Source organism: Paenibacillus violae (assembly GCF_032461945.1).
Taxonomy (GTDB): Bacteria; Bacillota; Bacilli; order Paenibacillales; family NBRC-103111; genus Paenibacillus_E; species Paenibacillus_E violae.
In genome coordinates this window covers 56,950-75,870 of sequence record NZ_JAWCUD010000008.1, presented here as the reverse complement: position 1 = coordinate 75,870, position 18,921 = coordinate 56,950, and the positions used below count along the sequence as shown (strand labels likewise).

12 protein-coding genes are annotated in these 18,921 nt (G+C 37.2%); 1 reads left to right on the top strand and 11 read right to left on the bottom strand.

The window, feature by feature from the left end; genetic code table 11:
* Positions 1-2: 2 nt before the first annotated feature.
* From RQP52_RS21685 to rfbA, 8 genes are read right to left on the bottom strand one after another with little or no spacing between them, the layout of a single operon-like run.
* Entirely contained in the window at positions 3-2,597 is a 2,595-nt protein-coding gene (locus RQP52_RS21685; protein WP_315953790.1) for a glycosyltransferase family 39 protein, read from the bottom strand.
* Between the two features lie 41 nt (positions 2,598-2,638).
* Entirely contained in the window at positions 2,639-3,538 is a 900-nt protein-coding gene (locus RQP52_RS21680) for an NAD-dependent epimerase/dehydratase family protein (RefSeq protein WP_315953789.1), read from the bottom strand.
* Positions 3,539-3,570: 32 nt separating this feature from the next.
* Positions 3,571-5,766, bottom strand: coding sequence for a glycosyltransferase (locus RQP52_RS21675; RefSeq protein WP_315953788.1), 2,196 nt, complete (start codon positions 5,764-5,766; stop codon positions 3,571-3,573).
* Positions 5,766-7,436 carry a glycosyltransferase family 4 protein gene (locus tag RQP52_RS21670; RefSeq protein WP_315953787.1) on the bottom strand — a complete coding sequence of 557 codons (1,671 nt, stop codon included), beginning with the start codon at positions 7,434-7,436 and terminating at the stop codon, positions 5,766-5,768. Before RQP52_RS21670 ends, RQP52_RS21675 begins: the two co-directional genes overlap by 1 nt.
* Before the next feature lies 1 nt (position 7,437).
* Positions 7,438-8,550, bottom strand: a complete 1,113-nt coding sequence (locus tag RQP52_RS21665; protein WP_315953786.1) for a hypothetical protein — start codon at positions 8,548-8,550, stop codon at positions 7,438-7,440.
* An 11-nt stretch (positions 8,551-8,561) separates the two neighbouring features.
* Complete coding sequence (locus tag RQP52_RS21660) at positions 8,562-9,899, bottom strand: ABC transporter ATP-binding protein (RefSeq protein ID WP_315953785.1); 1,338 nt, start codon at positions 9,897-9,899, stop codon at positions 8,562-8,564.
* 12 nt (positions 9,900-9,911) lie between these two features.
* Positions 9,912-10,700, bottom strand: a complete 789-nt coding sequence (locus tag RQP52_RS21655) for an ABC transporter permease (RefSeq protein ID WP_315953784.1) — start codon at positions 10,698-10,700, stop codon at positions 9,912-9,914.
* Positions 10,701-10,743: 43 nt separating this feature from the next.
* Entirely contained in the window at positions 10,744-11,655 is a 912-nt protein-coding gene (gene rfbA / locus RQP52_RS21650) for a glucose-1-phosphate thymidylyltransferase RfbA (protein WP_315953783.1), read from the bottom strand.
* Between the two features lie 106 nt (positions 11,656-11,761).
* Between rfbA and RQP52_RS21645 the strand changes: the two genes are divergently transcribed.
* On the top strand, positions 11,762-14,275 hold the full coding sequence (locus RQP52_RS21645; RefSeq protein WP_315953782.1) for an O-antigen ligase family protein: 2,514 nt from the start codon (positions 11,762-11,764) through the stop codon (positions 14,273-14,275).
* A 56-nt stretch (positions 14,276-14,331) separates the two neighbouring features.
* Here RQP52_RS21645 and RQP52_RS21640 read toward each other — a convergent pair whose 3' ends face one another.
* From RQP52_RS21640 to RQP52_RS21630, 3 genes are all read right to left on the bottom strand, one after another.
* Complete coding sequence (locus tag RQP52_RS21640; protein ID WP_315953781.1) at positions 14,332-17,286, bottom strand: DEAD/DEAH box helicase; 2,955 nt, start codon at positions 17,284-17,286, stop codon at positions 14,332-14,334.
* Positions 17,283-18,545 carry a hypothetical protein gene (locus tag RQP52_RS21635; protein ID WP_315953780.1) on the bottom strand — a complete coding sequence of 421 codons (1,263 nt, stop codon included), beginning with the start codon at positions 18,543-18,545 and terminating at the stop codon, positions 17,283-17,285. Before RQP52_RS21635 ends, RQP52_RS21640 begins: the two co-directional genes overlap by 4 nt.
* Before the next feature lie 111 nt (positions 18,546-18,656).
* Positions 18,657-18,845 (bottom strand): hypothetical protein, encoded by a 189-nt coding sequence (locus tag RQP52_RS21630; protein ID WP_157317857.1) that lies wholly within the window; start codon positions 18,843-18,845, stop codon positions 18,657-18,659.
* Positions 18,846-18,921 lie beyond the last annotated feature (76 nt).

The window sequence follows — 18,921 nt, the reverse complement described above, 5'->3', positions numbered from 1 at the left end:
ATTTACACAGCTCGCCTTGTCGTTGACAATAACTTTCTTAATAATATAAAAATAGCAACACTATATAAAATCGCTACAATAATACACAGAAGAATACAGTGAATTGTATAGTTTTGATGATACTTGAACCATTCTTCAGATAGTCCCAAGATAGGCTTATCAATGTAAATACCAAAAGAAACTTTTTTGAATATGAAAATATAATATAAACTTATCAATGCTATTATGGATGAAAGTGTACCTGAATAAAAGAATAATCTTGTTTTTATATGTTTAATATTAGATTCTCTAATATCTTTACAAAGATAACCAATACCAATCAATCCAAATATAATTAGGCAAGGTAAAACTGGTAGCATATACCTATCAACTGCAAAATTAGCTAAGCTATTAAATACAATATGTGATAAGTTAATTATGATAAAAATTAAAGCCAATAGTTTGTTTTTAATAGAAGTATTTGCCATAGGAATATACATTCCTCCAATAAGGGCAATTAGAGTAAAAAAATAAAATTTAGTCGTGCTTGGTAAATAGGGCAATATAGAATTGAAACGTATTTTTTCATTCAATGGTTGATAACCAAAATAATTAGGCTCTACCCTACTCAAGGAATTTTCGACAATTATTTTTTTATCGATCAAAAAAATATTGTTGCTTTTTTGATCATAATTTAAGTAAGATCCCCTTAGATCCGAATAAAAATTATTAGACATATCGTGCATATAAATTTTTTTAAATTCATGAAAAAAGTGAAATCCATAAGTTAACGGATGAGATAATATACCCTCTTTAAAAATTTCGTAAGCAAGTTTATCTTTTTCTCCAATATTTAAATTCATATTATGGTTATTAAGTCTCACCAATATTCCATCCGGACTATACCCCATAAATTTTGCTTGGTTAATTAATTCGCCATTATATTCATTGTTTACCTTTTCTACTGGTTCTTTAATGAGATCCTTATATTCCTGAAAGTTTGGTGAAGTGAAATCAACTAAATTACCTGCTGTTAACGTTAATCCTAAACCATTTATCGCAGTAGTACCGAAATAGTCAAATTTGTACCAGTTCCAACTATTCCATAAGGTAATAATTAGAACAATTGGAGATACATAAGCAATAGCTTTTTTCACAATTGTTTTAATTGAGTTTTTATTTACTGAACTTATTATCCATATAATGATTAAAGAAATTGCAATTAAATAGTATCCCGCAGGTCTAATCATTACAAGTAGCGCAACAAACATGCCCCAACGGAAAACATCTTTTAGTTCAATTTTGTCTTTCTCAACTGAAGTTATTAAATCTTTGACATATAATATTAAGACAAAAGTAAATAGTATTTCAGTTAGAACTGTATGCTCATAAATTAGAAAATGTGGCGAAAATAATATTAGCATCATACCAAAATATGCAAATAATTTATTAACAAATCTACGAATTAAATTGTACACTAGAATAGAAATGTAAATGCCTATTAAATTTTGTATTATTACTAAATAAAAAGATTTATAAGGAAAGTAAATATTTACTAAATAGATAAGCAATGCATATCCTGGTGTTCTTTCCAAATTAGTAGTAAAGACAGCATCTTTAGTTAGAGCCATAGCAGTACTAAGATAACCACTACTATCATTAAAGAAAAAGGCAAATGGAAAATCAAGATGAAGAATAAATCGAATACATATCCCTAGGAAAATTAATAAGAAAAATAACGGTCCGTATTCACTCATTCTAACTTGCTTAAATCTAGGTATTGACTTAACAATAAAGAAGGATATTAAAGCTGAAATGACAATTCTTAATATTATGTTTAAAAGTATATTAGAAGTTGAGCGATTGTTAAATTTATCATCTAATATTTTAAAATAATCTTTATCTGCCTCCAATTTATGCATATTATTATTAGTAACTATCTTTAAATTAGAAATTGTATTATTAGGTGTAAATTTTACATAGTTAATTTCTTCCTCAGGGAGTTGAAATGTGTATGGATGATCTATAGCTATTTTAGATTTGAATTCTTGATTTAATTGCACAGTACTTGGGTTATACAAATCCATTGTTTCATCTTGACCATCGATATTAATATTTACAAAACCGGAATAATCGTGTTTCAAAAAAGTAATGGCCAGTTTACTTTTATATAACAAATCAATTGAAGCTGTGGATAATTCTGTTTGAGCATAGGAAATTAGAGCTTGGTTATTGTTTCCCAAGTCTCTTATCTCCCATTGCCCCTTTAACTGCAATTGATTAAATGGAACATCTTTATCATCAATCTTTATACTTAAGATCCAAATCTCGCTTCCTTTAGAATTGGGATTTTTCTCTGTTTCATTTTGTATAGATATAGTATGTAAAATTTCTTTTTTTCCATACTCTGCTGGAAGGCTTATAGACTTTTCTTCATTAAAATTGTTGTCTTTGCTGTAATATAGTTTAATAAAATCAGCATCTTCTACTTTTATATTTGCTTCGATTGTTGACTTTATATAGCTAGAAAAATCATTACTGAAATAAATAATTAATGAATACATAGATATTATTATTGTCAAAAACAAACTCAAAATTATTCGATTTTTAAAAAACACAGTATTTCCTCCAATAATGAACTAACATTATATGATCATTCCTACTCTAACATTAGTTTTATCCCATCTCTCAAACTAATTTCTGGTTTCCAGTGTAATGCGTATGTGAACTTTGTAATATCTAAGACATTGGTCTTTACATCAATACTTCTTGGATCTAAAAATTTAATCTTAGGCGTCTTATTTAATTCATCAGATATGACTTTAATAATATCAATTAAAGTTGAACCTTGTCCTGAGCCTAAGTTTAGAATTTTATGCCTTCCATTATATTGAGGAAGTAACGACAAAGCATGGACTACATCATCAATATAAATATAATCTCTAGTAGTCAATCCATCTCCCCAAATCTGAATTTCTTCATTTTGTGAAATTTTACGTATAAATATAGGAATTGCTCCTTGCCCATTTTTACCGTTTTGCCCTTTACCGTATGGATTACTCAATCGAATAATTTGATAGTCTATTCCATACTCATGATAGTAGTAATATAGATATTTTTCTATTGTAAGTTTCTGTATGCCATATGAACAAATTGGATTTGTAGGGTGTTCTTCTGGTATTGCATCCATATTAGAATGTCCGTATATAGTCCCTCCAGAAGATAAAAAGATAATTTTTTTTACGTTTGTTTGCCTCATATCTTCCAGCAAACGCAAAGTAGAACATACATTTGTATTGATATCAAAAATTTTATCAATATTTGAGGTTGCGGGAACAGTTGTACTAATAAAATGAAACACAATATCTATGTCTTGTAGAAATGGCTTAAAGTCTTGAACTTTTGTATAATCAGCTTCTATTAGTTCTAATTTCAGGCTATTAATATCCATTGGTTTGATGGTTCTATCCATTATTCTAATATGATAGCCTTGCCCCAGTAGATTCCGGGTCAACTTAGAACCAATGAACCCAGTCCCACCAAGTATTAGCAAATTCACTGAGCATCCATCCTTTTTATAGAATCAAAAGTTTATTTAAATATCTTATTCAACTTCATCTTGAAAAAAGTTTTAATGAATCTATTTCCCCATTTAGAATTAGCCACCCTCATAAGCTCAAACTTAACTACATTATCAGTATGAAATTCAGCTGCTTGAGGTTGACCTGATGAATATTCAACAGTTGGATGAGAAAATGTGGGGTTATTCCATAGATACCCTGGCCCATTCGCCACAATTAAATTATAAATTTCCAAGCCAAAATTCTCATACAATTTGGGATGGTGCAAAGATAATTGATCTAATAAATAAGTAATCATTTCCCTGTTAAACTGTCTAGACATCGATTCCGGCCTTACTCGATATTGGACTAAGGCTTCTGGTATACTAATCCCGGAACAACCATTTTCACACATCGTGACCCAACCTTCATAGTCTTCCAGTCCATATTCCATAATAGTTCGGTTCCAACCAAAGTTAATGAAATCTTCTCTTCTAACAACTACAAATGCCGTCAGCATATTCATACCTAATAAATATGGAAATTCAGTGTTAAAAGTTGGCCATATTCCTGTTCTTGCACCAAAAAACTCTACCCAGCTATAAACGAATGAGATGTTTGGATAATTGTTTAATAAATCAATCGCTTTATTATAAAAGTTTGGTTTTATTAGATCATCTGCATCTAAAAAGGCTAGATACTCTCCTTTGGCATGAATAGAGCCAACATTACGTGCATTGGCAAGGCCGCGGTTTTCAATATTTATTATCCGAATTCGCGGATTTTCTGATTTCTCAATCTCATCCAACACTTTAATAGATCTTTGATCTGTTGATCCATCATTGATAATTATAATTTCGAAGTTATTATATGTTGTATTAAGAGCACTATCTAATGTTTCTAAGATATAATCTGCTAAATTATAGAATGGAATAATAATAGATAAGAGCCCTTTTTCACTTTGTACTTTTTTTGTAGTTTGCGCTTTTAAAGGTATTGATTGGCTTATTGGGTATAAGGATTTCTTTTCTTGTCCCATTACTTGGTTATAAAACTTAATACGATTTTCATAATTAGTTTCTAAATCACACAAATACTTAATTCGCTGATATCCATTCTGTCCTATTATAGCTAACTCATTATTTCCAAGTTGTAATTGTTGTAAAATTTTCGATTCAAAATCATTCTCCAACTCCCAATCAAAAATATATCCATTTACCCCATGGATTTCTACCATTTCCGATTGGCCTCCACTTTGGGATACAATTACTGGAATGCCTGTACTCATTGCAATGATGCAATTATATGGATAGTTTTCATATAATGATGGAATTACTGCAATTTTAGCATTTTTAAGTTCATCATTTAGTTGATGCGGTGGCACAGTATCTTTAAAATATAATTTACCTTCTTTAATCCACCGGTCATATTTCTTTTTTAACCATTCGCCCAATTTAGTTGCTCTAGGATGAAAATATGTATCACCGCCAAGAATAGTTAAGGAATAGGAATAGCCTTGGAGCCATAATTTCTCCATGCCCTTTATTAATTGTATAATACCTTTCCTGTACTCACTCCTACCTAAATATAATATATCTGTTTTGTGAGTATCATTAGAGTTCCATACAGTTTCACCAACAATAAAAGGTAATGGGATAACTTTGATTTCTTGTTTTGGAGCGTAAGGCAGTATTTGTTTTTTTAAAAATTCGCTTTGTGTTACAATTGCATCCGCGGCATTTATACAGAACTTTTCCATTTGACCGATCCAATAAGTGGGAAATTCGTATCTTGGCAATTGATTAATTCTTGCTAATTCAAATGTTGGAGTATGTAGATGAATAACAATTTTTGTATTAGTAAGTCTTGGATCCATTAGATATTTTTTTTGCAGGAGATAATATCCAATTGCATTGTAGTCTTGAATCTCTATCACATCTGGAGATTCACCATCTTTGTCTATTAAGTCCAAAGTCTCTTCTGCATATTGATATGCTAAAGCGGCCCAATATCCTAAGCACTGATATTGGGCTCCTATCATATGTTGAAAACGTACTATCCTAAGATTTCTCCTTGGATATTCCATTGAGTATCTATTCGAATCTCGCACAATTACTGTCACGTCATGATCTTTTTTTGAAAACATTGTAGCTGCTTGCTCAATATACATTGAAATTCCACCACCAAAATCTGGTGGATATTCACTTGTTAAGTACCAAATTTTCATTATAATTTCTTCCCTTTCCTCCAAGTCATAAGCTGCTTAATTAAGAATTTTTTATTCTTTAACAATCCGATAACCTTTTCCAGTTCTAAATTGTTGAACTCCAATTGTTGTTCTCTTTCTTCTGCTAATTTCCTTAGGTATCCTATTTCATTTTGTTGATCTTCTCTAATTTTGTTTGATTCAATTTCATATTGTTGAAATTTCTCTTCCCATTGTTGATTCATTCGCTGATTTTCTTCAATTAAATTTTGATTTTGGTTCTTTAATTCCTCATTTACTTTATTACCAAATTCCCATTCACTAAGAACTCTTTTGTTTTCTTCATTATATTTACTAGCTTCGTCAATCAGGAGTTTATTTGTTTCTGCTAGCTTGTTCCATTCTTTAATTATTCGCTTATTTTCAGTAGAGAATTTCTTCATGCGATCAATATTTTTCAATGAAAAATGTTCTATAATATTTTCTTTATTATTCAAATTTTCATTTTTAAATTGTTCTAAGACACTTTCATAGTAATTTATGAGTGTCGGATAAATATTTGCTAAAGAGAAGTCTTTAGCACGTACTAATGATAAGGAACGGTACCGATCCCGTAAATTCTTATCTTCCAGTAGTACCGTTATTTTTTTATATAAATCAAAGTAATCACCATTATTAAATGAAATACCATAATTTTCATTGTCAATAATCTCCAACATTCCAGTATCGTTACTTACGATTACTGGAGAGCCCATTTGCATTGCTTCAACACAAACATTTCCGAAACCTTCAAATCTAGAAGGAAATACACTGACATAAGCATTTTTATAAAAATTAAATAAATCTTCCTGGGGCATAGGTGTCTTCCATATAAATTTTTCTTGTAATTCCTTTGGAATAAACTCAACCAGTTCCTCTTTCATCATTTTATTGCTGCGATGGTTTAGCATGTCTTGGCCGATTATTACAAAAGATATATCATCATTATTATTTCGCAAGTATTCGACGGCAGCCTTTACAAATAAATCTACGCCCTTTAATTCCTGTAAACGCCCTACATATAAAACATATTTTTGATTTACATTTAGTTCAAAAAGATTTATATATTCAGGCATATCGATTATGTTGTACAAAACTTGAATATCTGTCCTTTGTAATCGCTTAGCTACAGTATCTTTCATAAAATAGCTAATTGCACAAACAAATTCTGCATTATTTATCGTGTAATCTTCTTGTTGTGTTATTAAGTTCTCAGGCATTTCAACGTGGTTTGCAACATTGCATTCGTAAGTTGGTGCATGCAGTTTTACTATAAAAGGGACCTGATTAAACTCAAACCGATTTTTTTTATATAAAATCGAAAAAAAGGCTTCTCCAAAAAAATCAGAAAATTGAACAAGATTAATTTCATTCTCATCTATTAGTCTCTTTAGTTGATTGTAGACGCCAAATGAGTAAGCATAATTATAATCTTCAAATATAAGCTCTTTTTCCCCGATCTCTACTCCTAGTACCACAACATTTGTGTTATTATTTAAATCTCTATAATAATTAATTCTATTTTCTTCTGAAGTAATGACATATACTTTGTGGCCATACATAAGTAATGCTTTAATTAAATTATGAATATAAACTCCTATGCCCGCTTTTTGAAAGGGATATAACTCTCGAGAGACTAAGCATATATTCACATCAATCTACATCCTTTAAATTGATAATAATATCAATTATTTTTTGATTAGTACTAAATAAATCAACTGTTAGAACTACAACTTCATTTTTTACAATTTCGATTTTTCCACTCCACGGATGTGACAAGCACTTCAAAACCAAGGTATCGCCAACAATTTCAAACTGTAATTCCGCTCCGAATTCACTTGCGATCAAGCATTGACCTGTGGGGGAACTTTGATCCGCTCTAATTATCCATTTCTCATCTCTAATTACCTTTTTTAAATGAATGGCTGGAATCTCATTAGATGCAATATGGTATACCCATACTTCACTACCATTAGAATTTTTATTAGTATTATTTCCTGTTCTGACTTTTATTAATACTTTTTCGTTAGAAGGTGCATTCAAAATCATTTCTTCCCCTTTTTTTAGAGTTATTGTCAACTCTTGCTCACTTTCTGTTCTTTTTCCTTTCAAATAATCAAAATAATTAGACATTTCATTCAATTCTTGTTGGATTAGATTTAACTCATTATCAAATTCAGTTAACTTCAGCAGTTGGTTAGATATGATATTATTTCTCGATAGAAGCAACGTTGCAAATTCTCGTCCTAAATAATCCCTGAAAAGCCGTTTACGAATAATGGGATATTTATCGAAATCACTGACACACCATTCACTCTTATGCTCTTCATAAATATTTCCGTATAGGTCTCCTTGTTCCCAGTTATCGCCTAGTGGTATATTAATCATTACATAATCAGATAAATCTAACGCAATGTCCAACAACTTATTTCCTTCATCTTTATAGAAATGTTCCAATACATCACCAAAAATAATTAAATTATATGTATCTTTACACTTCCTAAAGAAATCACTCGCATCTATTTCCCATATTTTTGTATAAAAATATTTATGATATTCATCGATATTTTTAGAAAATGCTTCTATCCCTTCTATTTTAGTCTTCCATGCAGCTCTTTCAATACGCCCATCCCAAACATCTAAAAATTCTCTACTTGAGATTCCCCATCTACCAAAACCTACTCCTACATCTAAAATAGATTCTGGTTTAATTCGCTTAATGAGATCGATGCAATAAGATACATTCTGCCAATTAGATGTCCCCATCAGTTTTCCCCTTACTTAAATATATCAAACTTAATATCATAGTTCTGATAGTACATGTACCAAACAGGACGTTTTGGATTGTAAACACTTTTAAAAGTATAGGCTAAATCTACATGATCTAAGATAACTATATCCGCGGTATCTTTTGTATCGTTAATAGTTACACCAACACTAAAGGTCATATCATGTTTTAGCAAATTTGGAGCCTTAAAAATCACCTTTAGTTTCTCTCTCTCCTTTATCGTTGGAAATACAATACTCTCTTCAAATGTGGTTGTGCCTGTGACATCAATACCATTTTTATCTCGAATTCGAATACAGCAATTTAGATTATTTATTTGCTTATGAGCATGCAAATCAATTGCGATACTCATTATTTCACCAAACTCAAAATGGTCTGCTTCTGACCCTTGCTCATTTAGCATCGAAACTTTTTTTATGCGAATATCTCCAGTACCATATCGTAGTTTTTCATATTTATTTATATCACTATCCTTAGTTTCTTCTTGCATTGGAATATCAGTTTCTAAAGTTCCATTTATTATGTCTGAATCAAGGCTATCTAATGCTGTCTGATTCAGAGAGTTGATTTCCTCAGCCTCTGCAGTATAAATTTTTTTTCTTGTATCCATTAAATAAATATCCGTAATCTCGATGGCGTTTCCATCTGCCTTTATTTTGCCATGTTCAAGATAGATACAGCGACTACACAGACTCTTTATTGCAAATGTATCGTGACTAACAAAAATGACTGTAACTCCTCGGTCTATCAATTCCTTCATTTTAATCATACACTTATGTTGAAATCCCATGTCCCCTACAGATAAGGCTTCATCTACTATTAATAGATTAGGATCAATATTTATTGCAACTGAGAACGCAAGTCTTGCGTACATACCACTAGAATAAGTTTTTACTGGCTGATGTATAAAATCCCCTAAATCTGCAAACTCAATAATTTCATCAATCTTTGTGTGCATTTCTTTTTTGGTAATCCCCATAATCATGCCATACGTATAAATATTTTCAATCCCACTATATTCAGGATTAAATCCAGCTCCTAATTCTAAAATTGCGGAAACTCTCCCATATACTTTTACATCACCGGTACTTGGTTGAACTATTCCTGTTATTATTTTTAATAAAGTTGATTTTCCTGATCCATTTTTTCCAATAATACCTACATTTTCCCCTTTAGAAATAGAAAAATTAATATTTTCAAGCGCACTAAAATCACTATGATAATTTTTATTTCTAAAGCTTAATGCTTCCTTTAATCTGTCATTAGGTTGCTTATATAATTTATACTTTTTAGAAACATTAGTGACTCTAACAATTTCAGTACCCATATATCCCCCTTTTTATAAAACATCAGAAAAATGAGGCTTAAGTTTTTTAAATATTAACCTGCCTAAAAGAAAGATTATACCTGTTACAATCCAAAAATAAAGAGTGCTTATGGGTCTTTCCCAAAACCAAATCTTATTAATTAATGCATCTCTATAGCCTTGTACAATATAATATGAAGGGTTCATTTTAAAGAAATACTGCCATGTAGAAGGTAATATATTTTGATTCCAGACGATAGGGGTCAACCAAAAACCAAATTGCAATATAACTGTGATCACTTGACCTACATCTTTTGAAAAAGGTACAAGAGACGATGTTAAATATGATAATCCTAACGCAAGGATAAAAATACACATTGAATAGTAAACAATCTGTATACTATGTAATGATATTGGCATTTGCACTGCCAAACAAATAATCAATAATAAAATAATAAAAAACAAATGGAGAATTGTTGCTACAACTATTTTTATTAGAGGTAATATATTTATATTAAACATTACTTTTTTTACTATATAACTATACTCAACAACGCTCATTGTCCCAGCAATCAATGATTCTGAAAAATAAAACCAAGGAATAATCCCACAAATAAACCAGACGATAAAAGGAACATTCTCCACTGGTGTTGTTCTAAATCCTATTTGAAATACAAACCAATAAATTACTATCGTTAATAATGGCTGTATAAATGCCCATGTAATTCCTAGATAAGAACCTGCATATTTATTTTTAAAATCATTTTTCGCCATACTAATAATGGTATTCTTAGAATGATATAGCTCTTTAAATAACTCCATTGATCCTCCAATAGTAAATGTCTATGCACTAATAGTTTGTCTATCACACAACAACTGCCTGTGAAGAATTCTTATTTAAGCTCTCATCCTTATCTTGCAATAATCTCATTAAATATTGCCCATAATGTGTTTTCATCAACGGTTGAGCTAATGTTTTCATTTTTTCATTATTAATCCACCCATTGCGATAAGCAATTTCTTCAATACACGCAATAAATGTCCCTTGTCTTTTTTGCACTGCAGCTACAAAGTTAGATGCATCTAACATTGAATCATGAGTTCCTGTATCTAACCATGCCATTCCTCTTCCTAAAATAGTAACTTTCAATTTTTCTTCTTCCATGTACATACGATTTAAATCAGTTATCTCAATCTCTCCACGTTCAGACTTTTCTAAGCTTTTAGCTTTCTCAATCACCGTATTATCATAAAAATATAGTCCTGGGATTGCATAATTAGACTTTGGTTGTAATGGTTTTTCTTCAATAGAGAGCACATTACCCTCATTATCAAATTCCACTACTCCATAAGCCTTGGGGTCTTGTACATAGTATCCAAAAATGCAAGCTCCTTCATTCAGAGAAGCAGATATTTTCAATTGATTTGTAAATCCATGCCCCCAGAAGATATTATCTCCGAGAACCATAGCCACTTGTTCTTCACCAATGAAATGCTCTCCAATAATAAATGCCTCTGCTAGTCCATTAGGTGCATGTTGAATCAAATATTGGAGTTTCATGCCAATATCAGAACCGTCTCCTAATAATTCTTTAAATCCTGGTAAATCTCGTTCAGTCGAAATAATAAGTACTTCTCTTATTCCTGCTAGCATCAGTACCGACAATGGATAGTAAATCATTGGTTTATCATAAATAGGCACCATCTGTTTTGAGGTTGCTTTAGTCACAGGGTACAGTCTAGTACCTGAACCCCCAGCTAAAATTATTCCTTTCATTCTACCTCTCTCCTTATACCTAGAAATAATAATTATCATTTGGAAACTCTCTTCCATCTATGCTAAAATGAAGTCGAACTTTAGCGAAGAAGGAGACTATTTTCTCATGAGTGCAAGTAAGAATGCCTACGCGGCGTCGCGTGCAAAAGCGAATGGTACGATAACGACAGAGAAGAGCTCTGTTATCTTTTGGATTTTAATTGTGTTTACGGGCTTATTCATGTTCTGGGCGCCGTTTCAGCGGGCGTTGTTTAACGGAGGGACGTATGATTTCGAGCGCTCGATCTACTCGGCTTCGGTGTGGTCCTCCATCATTATGCTGCTGACTGCAATCCTGGCTTTCTTTGTTTTCAAGCTTAAGGATCGGAAAGATGTATTAACGATTCTAGTACTCATTATGCCTCTTACTTATGTCATTTCTTTGTCGAACTCGGCCTCACACTATTTGGCAACCAATATGGTCTATATCCAAATGCTGTATGCAACCTTCTTCATTTTAGGTGTATTTCTGACAAAAAACAAGCTTGGTGTGTCGATAGTTGCAAGTTTATTGATGATATCGGGATATTTCATTGTTTTATTCGGACTTTTGTACTGGCTCGGCAATGGAAGCTTTGCAGGGCACCTGGTTGGCTGGTTCGCATTTATGGATTCAGGATCTAATTTATACCGCGATGCGATCATGACAGACTCGAACGGTTTGCGTCTAACTTCCGTTTTCCAATACGCGAATACATACGCGGCTTTTTTAATTACTTTGTCACTTGGAGCGTTGTTCTTCATAGTGAAGTCTCGCAAATGGCAAACGGTTCTCCCGCATGCATTCTTGCTGGTGCCGATCCTTGTTTCTTTCTGGTTGACGCTGTCCCGCGGTGCGATTGTGGTTATTCCGGTTGTTTTCTTGATTATGTTGTTCTTCTTTTCGATCAGCAGACAGATTCTTGCTCTCCTTCAGTTCGGACTAGCTTTCCTAACGTCTATCTTGATTCTTCAAAAAGTAACGGATATCGGAATCGGCTTACAAAAGCAGCCTAATGCTTCTGAATCATGGCACGGCTGGTCAATTCTGCTCATTGCTTCTGTAGTTTTCACTATGGTTGCTATCGTTATACAGCTCTTCGTAGCTCCATGGTTAGAGCGGATTACCGCTCGTTTTGACGCAAAAAAATATGCTACTTTCATTCTTCCGGTAGCGGCTATCATTGTTGGTGTTCTAGGTGCCATTCTAATCCTAAGTGATACTGGCTTCAAAAACATTCTTCCTGACAATGTAAAAACTCGGATTGAAAATATTAACTTCCAACAACACAGCGTTCTAGAACGTGGAACGTTCTACAAAGACGCAATCAAACTTTGGACGGATTATCCGATCATTGGTGCCGGCGGTGGAGCTTGGGCTTCTTTATATGAGAAGTATCAAAACAATCCATACACAAGCCGACAGGCTCATAACTTCGCTCTTCAATATCTAGTCGAGACCGGAGCGCTCGGATTCCTTGCATTCGTAGGTTTCGTAATAGCAGTCATGGTGTTCTACATACGAAGCTACATCAAAAGTTCACAGGAGAAACGAGATCTCCACTTCCTGTTTTTCATTGTAACGATTTCACTCTTGGTCCACAGTATGATTGACTTCGATTTGAGTTATGTGTACTTGGGCGCTATTCTGTTCATTGCTCTTGGCGGACTGCTTAGTAACACGTCTTCTGCACCACTTCGTTTTAAAAACGATTCTGCAGTGATTCACAAATCATTCCCGGCGCTGCTGGCTATCTTGTCGCTTGTGATGTTCTACATCTCGGTTCAGCTCCTCTCGGCAAATGGTTCTTATAAAGAAACGCTTGCGGTTATCAAAACTAGTCAAGATTACAATCAAATTATTCAACCATTAGACAAAGCAATCTCTCTACACCCTGCGCATCCGGATTATTTGCTAACGGGCCAAGTCAGCAGAATCGGAATTCTGCTTCAGGTCTATAATCAAGTGCAGAAAGAAGATCCAACAAAAGCGGAGCCTTTTTTCAATCAAGCCCAAGATCTAATGAATCAGCTGTTGAAAAAAGAGCCGCATAACCGCGCGGTGGCCATGCAGCAGCTTAATATGCTTCTAATAAAAGGCAAGCACGAAGAGGCGCTAAACTGGTCGAATTCTCAGATTATAAATTACCCTTGGTACACGGAGATGTACGAAAAAAGCATATCGCTAAATATCGATCTTGCGAATCAAGCAAGTGAAAAAAACAATACGCAGGAATACAATAAAAGACTTGATGATGCTCTTGCTACTTACAAAGAAGTTCTAGCTCGTGTTGATTCCCTGAAAAACCTGCCTAAAGAGCAGGCACAAGGTCGTCCTTTTGCCGTAACACCAAATATGGCATTGAATGTCGGTCAGATCAGCTATATGCGTGGAGATTACGTTGGTTCATCTTCAACGATTCAACCTTATATAACAGATAATCTCGATGACCAACCGAACCGTACTCTGATCCGATGGTATTTGGCTGCTTTACAGAAACAAGGCAAGAACGATCAAGCCCTTCAGGATAAATTAATTGCAAAAGATCCTGCTGAGAAGCAAAACATTGAAGCGATTGTTACTGCAAGCTTTCCAAAATAGTAAAAAGGCTGTCTCAAAGGTCTAATAGATCTGAGAGATAGCCTTTTTTGTATCCGTTATTTCTCCACCCACTCCCGGCGAAGCGCAAACAGCTCCCGCAGCTCACTCGTCGACATCTCGGTGACCCAGCTCTCGCCGGTGCCGACGATTTGATCGCTGAGGCCTCTTTTGCGTTCGATCATCTCATCAATACGCTCCTCGAGCGTGCCCAGCGTGATGAACTTGTGCACCTGCACATCGCGGCTCTGGCCGATGCGAAAGGCGCGGTCCGTGGCCTGGTTTTCCACGGCGGGATTCCACCAGCGGTCGTAGTGGAAAACATGGTTCGCCGCGGTGAGGTTTAAACCGGTTCCTCCTGCTTTCAGCGAGAGGATGAAGATCCTGCAGCGCTCCGCCTCCGGGAGCGCGTCGTCCTGGAAGCGCGCGATCATCTCATCGCGCTTCGCCTTCGCCACGGCCCCGTGCAAAAACTGCACGGGTTCCCCCCGCTCCTGCGCGATCACGCGCTGCAGGAGGTGGCCCATCTCGACGAACTGGGTGAAGATGAGGCAGCCGCCTCCTTCGCTTCTTAGTTCGTCGATCATTTCAAGCAGGCGCTCCAGCTTCGCTGAGCGCACACCTCTCCCGGGGGCTACCCCGGCCCCCGCACGATCTCCTTCCTTCAAAAACAAAGAAGGATGATCGCAAATCTGCTTCAGCTTCGTCAATGAAGCCAGAATAAGCCCTTTCTTTTCCATTACGGAGAGACTATCGATTCTCTCCATCAATGTTTGCACGACATTCTCGTAGAGTGCACCCTGCTCGGGAGTCAAAGCCACATAAGCTTTGGACTCCACTTTCTCGGGCAAACTCAACTGAATGGCCGGGTCCTTTTTGACTCGCCTTAGTATGAACGGGCGGATCAAGCGCTGAACGCGTGAAGTCAGCCCCGGCGCTCCGTCGGTGCTTTTTTCAATAGGTCCCACGTAATGATGATTGAAATGGCGTAATGTACCGAGATACCCTGGATTAATAAAATCAAAAATCGACCAAAGCTCGGTCAACCGATTCTCAAGCGGTGTACCTGTCAACGCGATTCGGTGGCTGGCATCCAGACCCCGAATGGCTTGAGATTGCTTGGTATAAGCGTTTTTGATATTTTGTGCTTCGTCCAAACAAAGCGTGTTCCAAGTCATGCTCGCTAATTCCTCTTCATCCAACAGAGCGATATTGTAAGAGGTTATAACAAGGTCGGCGCCTGCCACAGAAGCTTCGAACGCCTCACCCTTTGCGCGCTGCGCACCGTAGTGGAGATGAATGTTGAGAGACGGCGCGAAACGCTCAAGTTCCTTTTGCCAATTGCCGAGCACGGAGGTTGGACAAATCAGCAGGGACGGAGCCGTATTCGAAATAGGTTGTAACTCACCCTTCACAGCCAGCAAATAAGCAATAAACTGCACCGTCTTCCCAAGTCCCATATCATCCGCCAGGCACCCTCCCAGACCAATTCCCCGCAGAAAAAGGAGCCACGACACCCCTTCCTCCTGATAAGGCCTCAGATCAGCTTCCAAGCCGTCAATCTGAACAAAAGGCAGTGATTCTCGCTGATTAAGCTTCCTCAGCAAGCTTCGTAAAGAGCCGTTAAGTTCAATATTAATTTTGAACTCTTCCTTCCGCTCACTGGTGGAAGGGGCAAGCTGCGTAGGTTCGTCCGTAAGCTGCATCTCCAAAACATCCAGAAGGGAGAACCCTTTGCGCTTCTCTCTCTGCCGCATAGCCGCTTTCATCTGCTCTAAGTCGGCAGGATTCAGCTGCACCCATCTGCCGCGAATATAGATCAGCCTTTTTTTCTGCTCGGCAATCTGGTGGAATTCTTCCTCAGATAGATCGATACTTCCTAAAGCCACTCGCCAGTCGAACTGGATGATGTGGTCCATGCCAAACATCGGCCTGCGCGAAGTACCAACAGAGCTGCGCACTTTCGCTCGCAGCTGAGGCCGCGCACGGCTGAGCTCCCCCCACCATGAAGGCAGGAAAACCGAAATTCCGGCAGCAGCAAGCAGCAAGCTTGATTCCGTAAGAAACTCCCATGCCTGATCGTCCGATAACTGCTCTACGATTTTCCCCTTCTGAAACTCACTTTCAAGCTGTGGCAAAATACGCAGCACCCGATTCGTTTGATCCTGGATGCTGGCATCCATGCCATCCTGCCATGCCTCAGGTACTCTCCCCACCAAAATAGTCCCCGTCGTGCTGAATTCCACGAAATGATTAGCATCCTTACGATCCTGCGCGATGAACCTTAGACGCCAGTCCGCTCCGTTATCTCTGGCAGTCGTTGTCCCATCTACGTACGTTTCCGCATATGGCTCTACGAGCTGTACACAGATTCGATAAGGTTTACCGTCCTGCTTCCAACCGATGGCCAGCAGCCAATCATTCTCTTGCATCCAGCCTACTTCGGAAGATGGACCCTCTCGCAATAGAGGATTCCCTTCCGACAGGCGCCTCCATGCCGTACCGATCTCCGAATCAGGCGCTTCTTTCATCATTTCCAAGGCTGCCGCATGGAACCAATCGAGCCAGAAGCCCTCATCCTGCCACCCTTTGTATAGCTGCTCAAGCTCTCCCAGCTTCACCCCTGGCAACTTCGGCTTCCACCCCATGCCGCCCTGAAGCCAATGCCGGAAAGACGGCATGTACCACCCCTCATCTAGCGCCTCTTTAAATAGAGCAGCCCCTTTTTTCATCAAAAGCACATCTGCATCCCAGGATAATTTCCCATGCAATAATGTACCCGGATTAGCCAAATAGTCCAATGCCATATAAGGTGTCAAGACCAAGGCCTCGCCGTACCCCGTTCGAATGCTTTCAAGCTGCGTGCCGTAAAAAGAACCTTCATGCCAAGCAAATAGCAGCTTTCGCAGCGCATAGCCAGGAACTTCGTTGGCCTGTTCTGTCTCTCCATAGAAGGCAAAACTCCCTGTAGGGAGCTTTTGCACGCGAATATGTATCTGTGACAAGCTGATCATAGCAGTAGCTTCCCTTTCCTTAACTCCTCTTGAAATGCGCGGTACCGCGAATACTGTTTAATAAGCTGCAGCAAATATGCTTCAAATCTAGGCGTTTGGTTCAGCTTTTTGTAGGCAGCGGCCAGCTTTTTGAGGAGCTTGACCCCTTGTTTATACGATTCGCGATTTTTAACCTGGAGGATTTCATCAATTGCATAATGATACAGCGGCAGCAGCGCGCGAACATCAGCTTTCTCAACTATTTTCAGATGATTAGCATCAATATCAAGGGGAGATACGCTTAACCAAAGCATCAAATCTGCCCATGCCCGATACTCCTCTTTTCCCAGTAAAAAGCGAGCGTAATGCCGATAACTGCCAGGAAGCTGCCCTACCATGGCTCTCCTGTACTCTTCATCTATGCCAGTGCCCGCTGCCGCCTCTTCCCACAAATCAAAATACTCAGCCGCCTCATACGTCACTTCCTTGCGAATTGCTGGACCTAGCCATCTGAGCCACTTTAATAATCGATCTCGCTGTCCCTCCTTAATAAAAGTTCTCAGATAACCAAACCAATCCCCTGGCTCGATCACATCAGTTCCCGTCAGGACGCGATCCCAAGCATTTTCGTCCTCACCAGACAACATATCGAAATGTGCTAAAGCGATAACCGCAGTTTCACGCTCCGCTTGACTTCTTCCTCTATCGCCTGCAAGCTTCCGCAATCTTATAAGCTCGTCCGTTACAAGCTCTTTTTCATACAATAAACCAGACCACAGCTGTTTACTGATCTCAAACCATTTCCCTCTGGATTCCCCTGATTCCTTGGAAACTTGTGCAGCCACGTAGGCCGCAAGCTCCTTCAAATGCTCTGGATACCTTTCCTGGGCATGCTCCATATCAATATTACGCAAAACAGTTGTCAGTTGTCCCTGACTGTGCTTCGTAATTTTAGAAAAAAAGTAACCTGCATTATAAAAGAAATCATACATGCCTGACTTCGCATCCGCCAAAGCATCACAGAGCTGAGTTAAGTACAGTACAACTTGAATATCATAGATACCCCTGATCGTTAACTCCCAATCGTCCGCAAACTGATTGAGCTGACCCCACGCTCGCATATATAATTCCTCGACGCTAAAAGCGTTATATACTTTGGCATTCGCATATTGCTTATCGAAGTAAAGGATCCATTCCGCGCACGTTCCTGTCTCCTTCGGAGTGCTTACCGGACCCCGGGCCGTTAAATCAAATTGTGGTTTAGCATCTAATTCTTGCATGCCCGACCCTCCCTCGCTCAAAAAAGCTATCTATTCATTATACAGGAAAAGGGGCCATCGATAAAAAAACCCTAGCTGGAATCTTCTCAGATTCCTACTAGGGAGTCACCACTATTTGTCGCGCAACATGCCTTGGTGCGGATGCGGGTGAGTACCGCAATACTCATCTGTCTCTTCATACGTACACACATGCTCATAAACAGGTACACAATGATGTCTATTTACGATTTGAATCGGGTGAATAACTTGAACTTTTTGCGGGTGATAGAAATCTCTAACGATTCTTTCTGGACTTGTCATTATAGGGTCAGCTGGGGGACACTGAAATTGTTTTCCTTGGCTAGTTTGATTCGGTTGATACGCCATTGATTAAGTC

Coding starts and splice junctions, on each gene's coding strand:
- RQP52_RS21675 (WP_315953788.1), bottom strand. CDS start 5,766: ATGAAAATTTGGTACTTAACAAGTGAATATCCACCAGATTTTGGTGGT.
- RQP52_RS21665 (WP_315953786.1), bottom strand. CDS start 8,550: ATGGGGACATCTAATTGGCAGAATGTATCTTATTGCATCGATCTCATT.
- RQP52_RS21660 (WP_315953785.1), bottom strand. CDS start 9,899: ATGGGTACTGAAATTGTTAGAGTCACTAATGTTTCTAAAAAGTATAAA.
- RQP52_RS21655 (WP_315953784.1), bottom strand. CDS start 10,700: ATGGAGTTATTTAAAGAGCTATATCATTCTAAGAATACCATTATTAGT.
- rfbA (WP_315953783.1), bottom strand. CDS start 11,655: ATGAAAGGAATAATTTTAGCTGGGGGTTCAGGTACTAGACTGTACCCT.
- RQP52_RS21645 (WP_315953782.1), top strand. CDS start 11,762: ATGAGTGCAAGTAAGAATGCCTACGCGGCGTCGCGTGCAAAAGCGAAT.
- RQP52_RS21640 (WP_315953781.1), bottom strand. CDS start 17,286: ATGATCAGCTTGTCACAGATACATATTCGCGTGCAAAAGCTCCCTACA.
- RQP52_RS21635 (WP_315953780.1), bottom strand. CDS start 18,545: ATGCAAGAATTAGATGCTAAACCACAATTTGATTTAACGGCCCGGGGT.
- RQP52_RS21630 (WP_157317857.1), bottom strand. CDS start 18,845: ATGACAAGTCCAGAAAGAATCGTTAGAGATTTCTATCACCCGCAAAAA.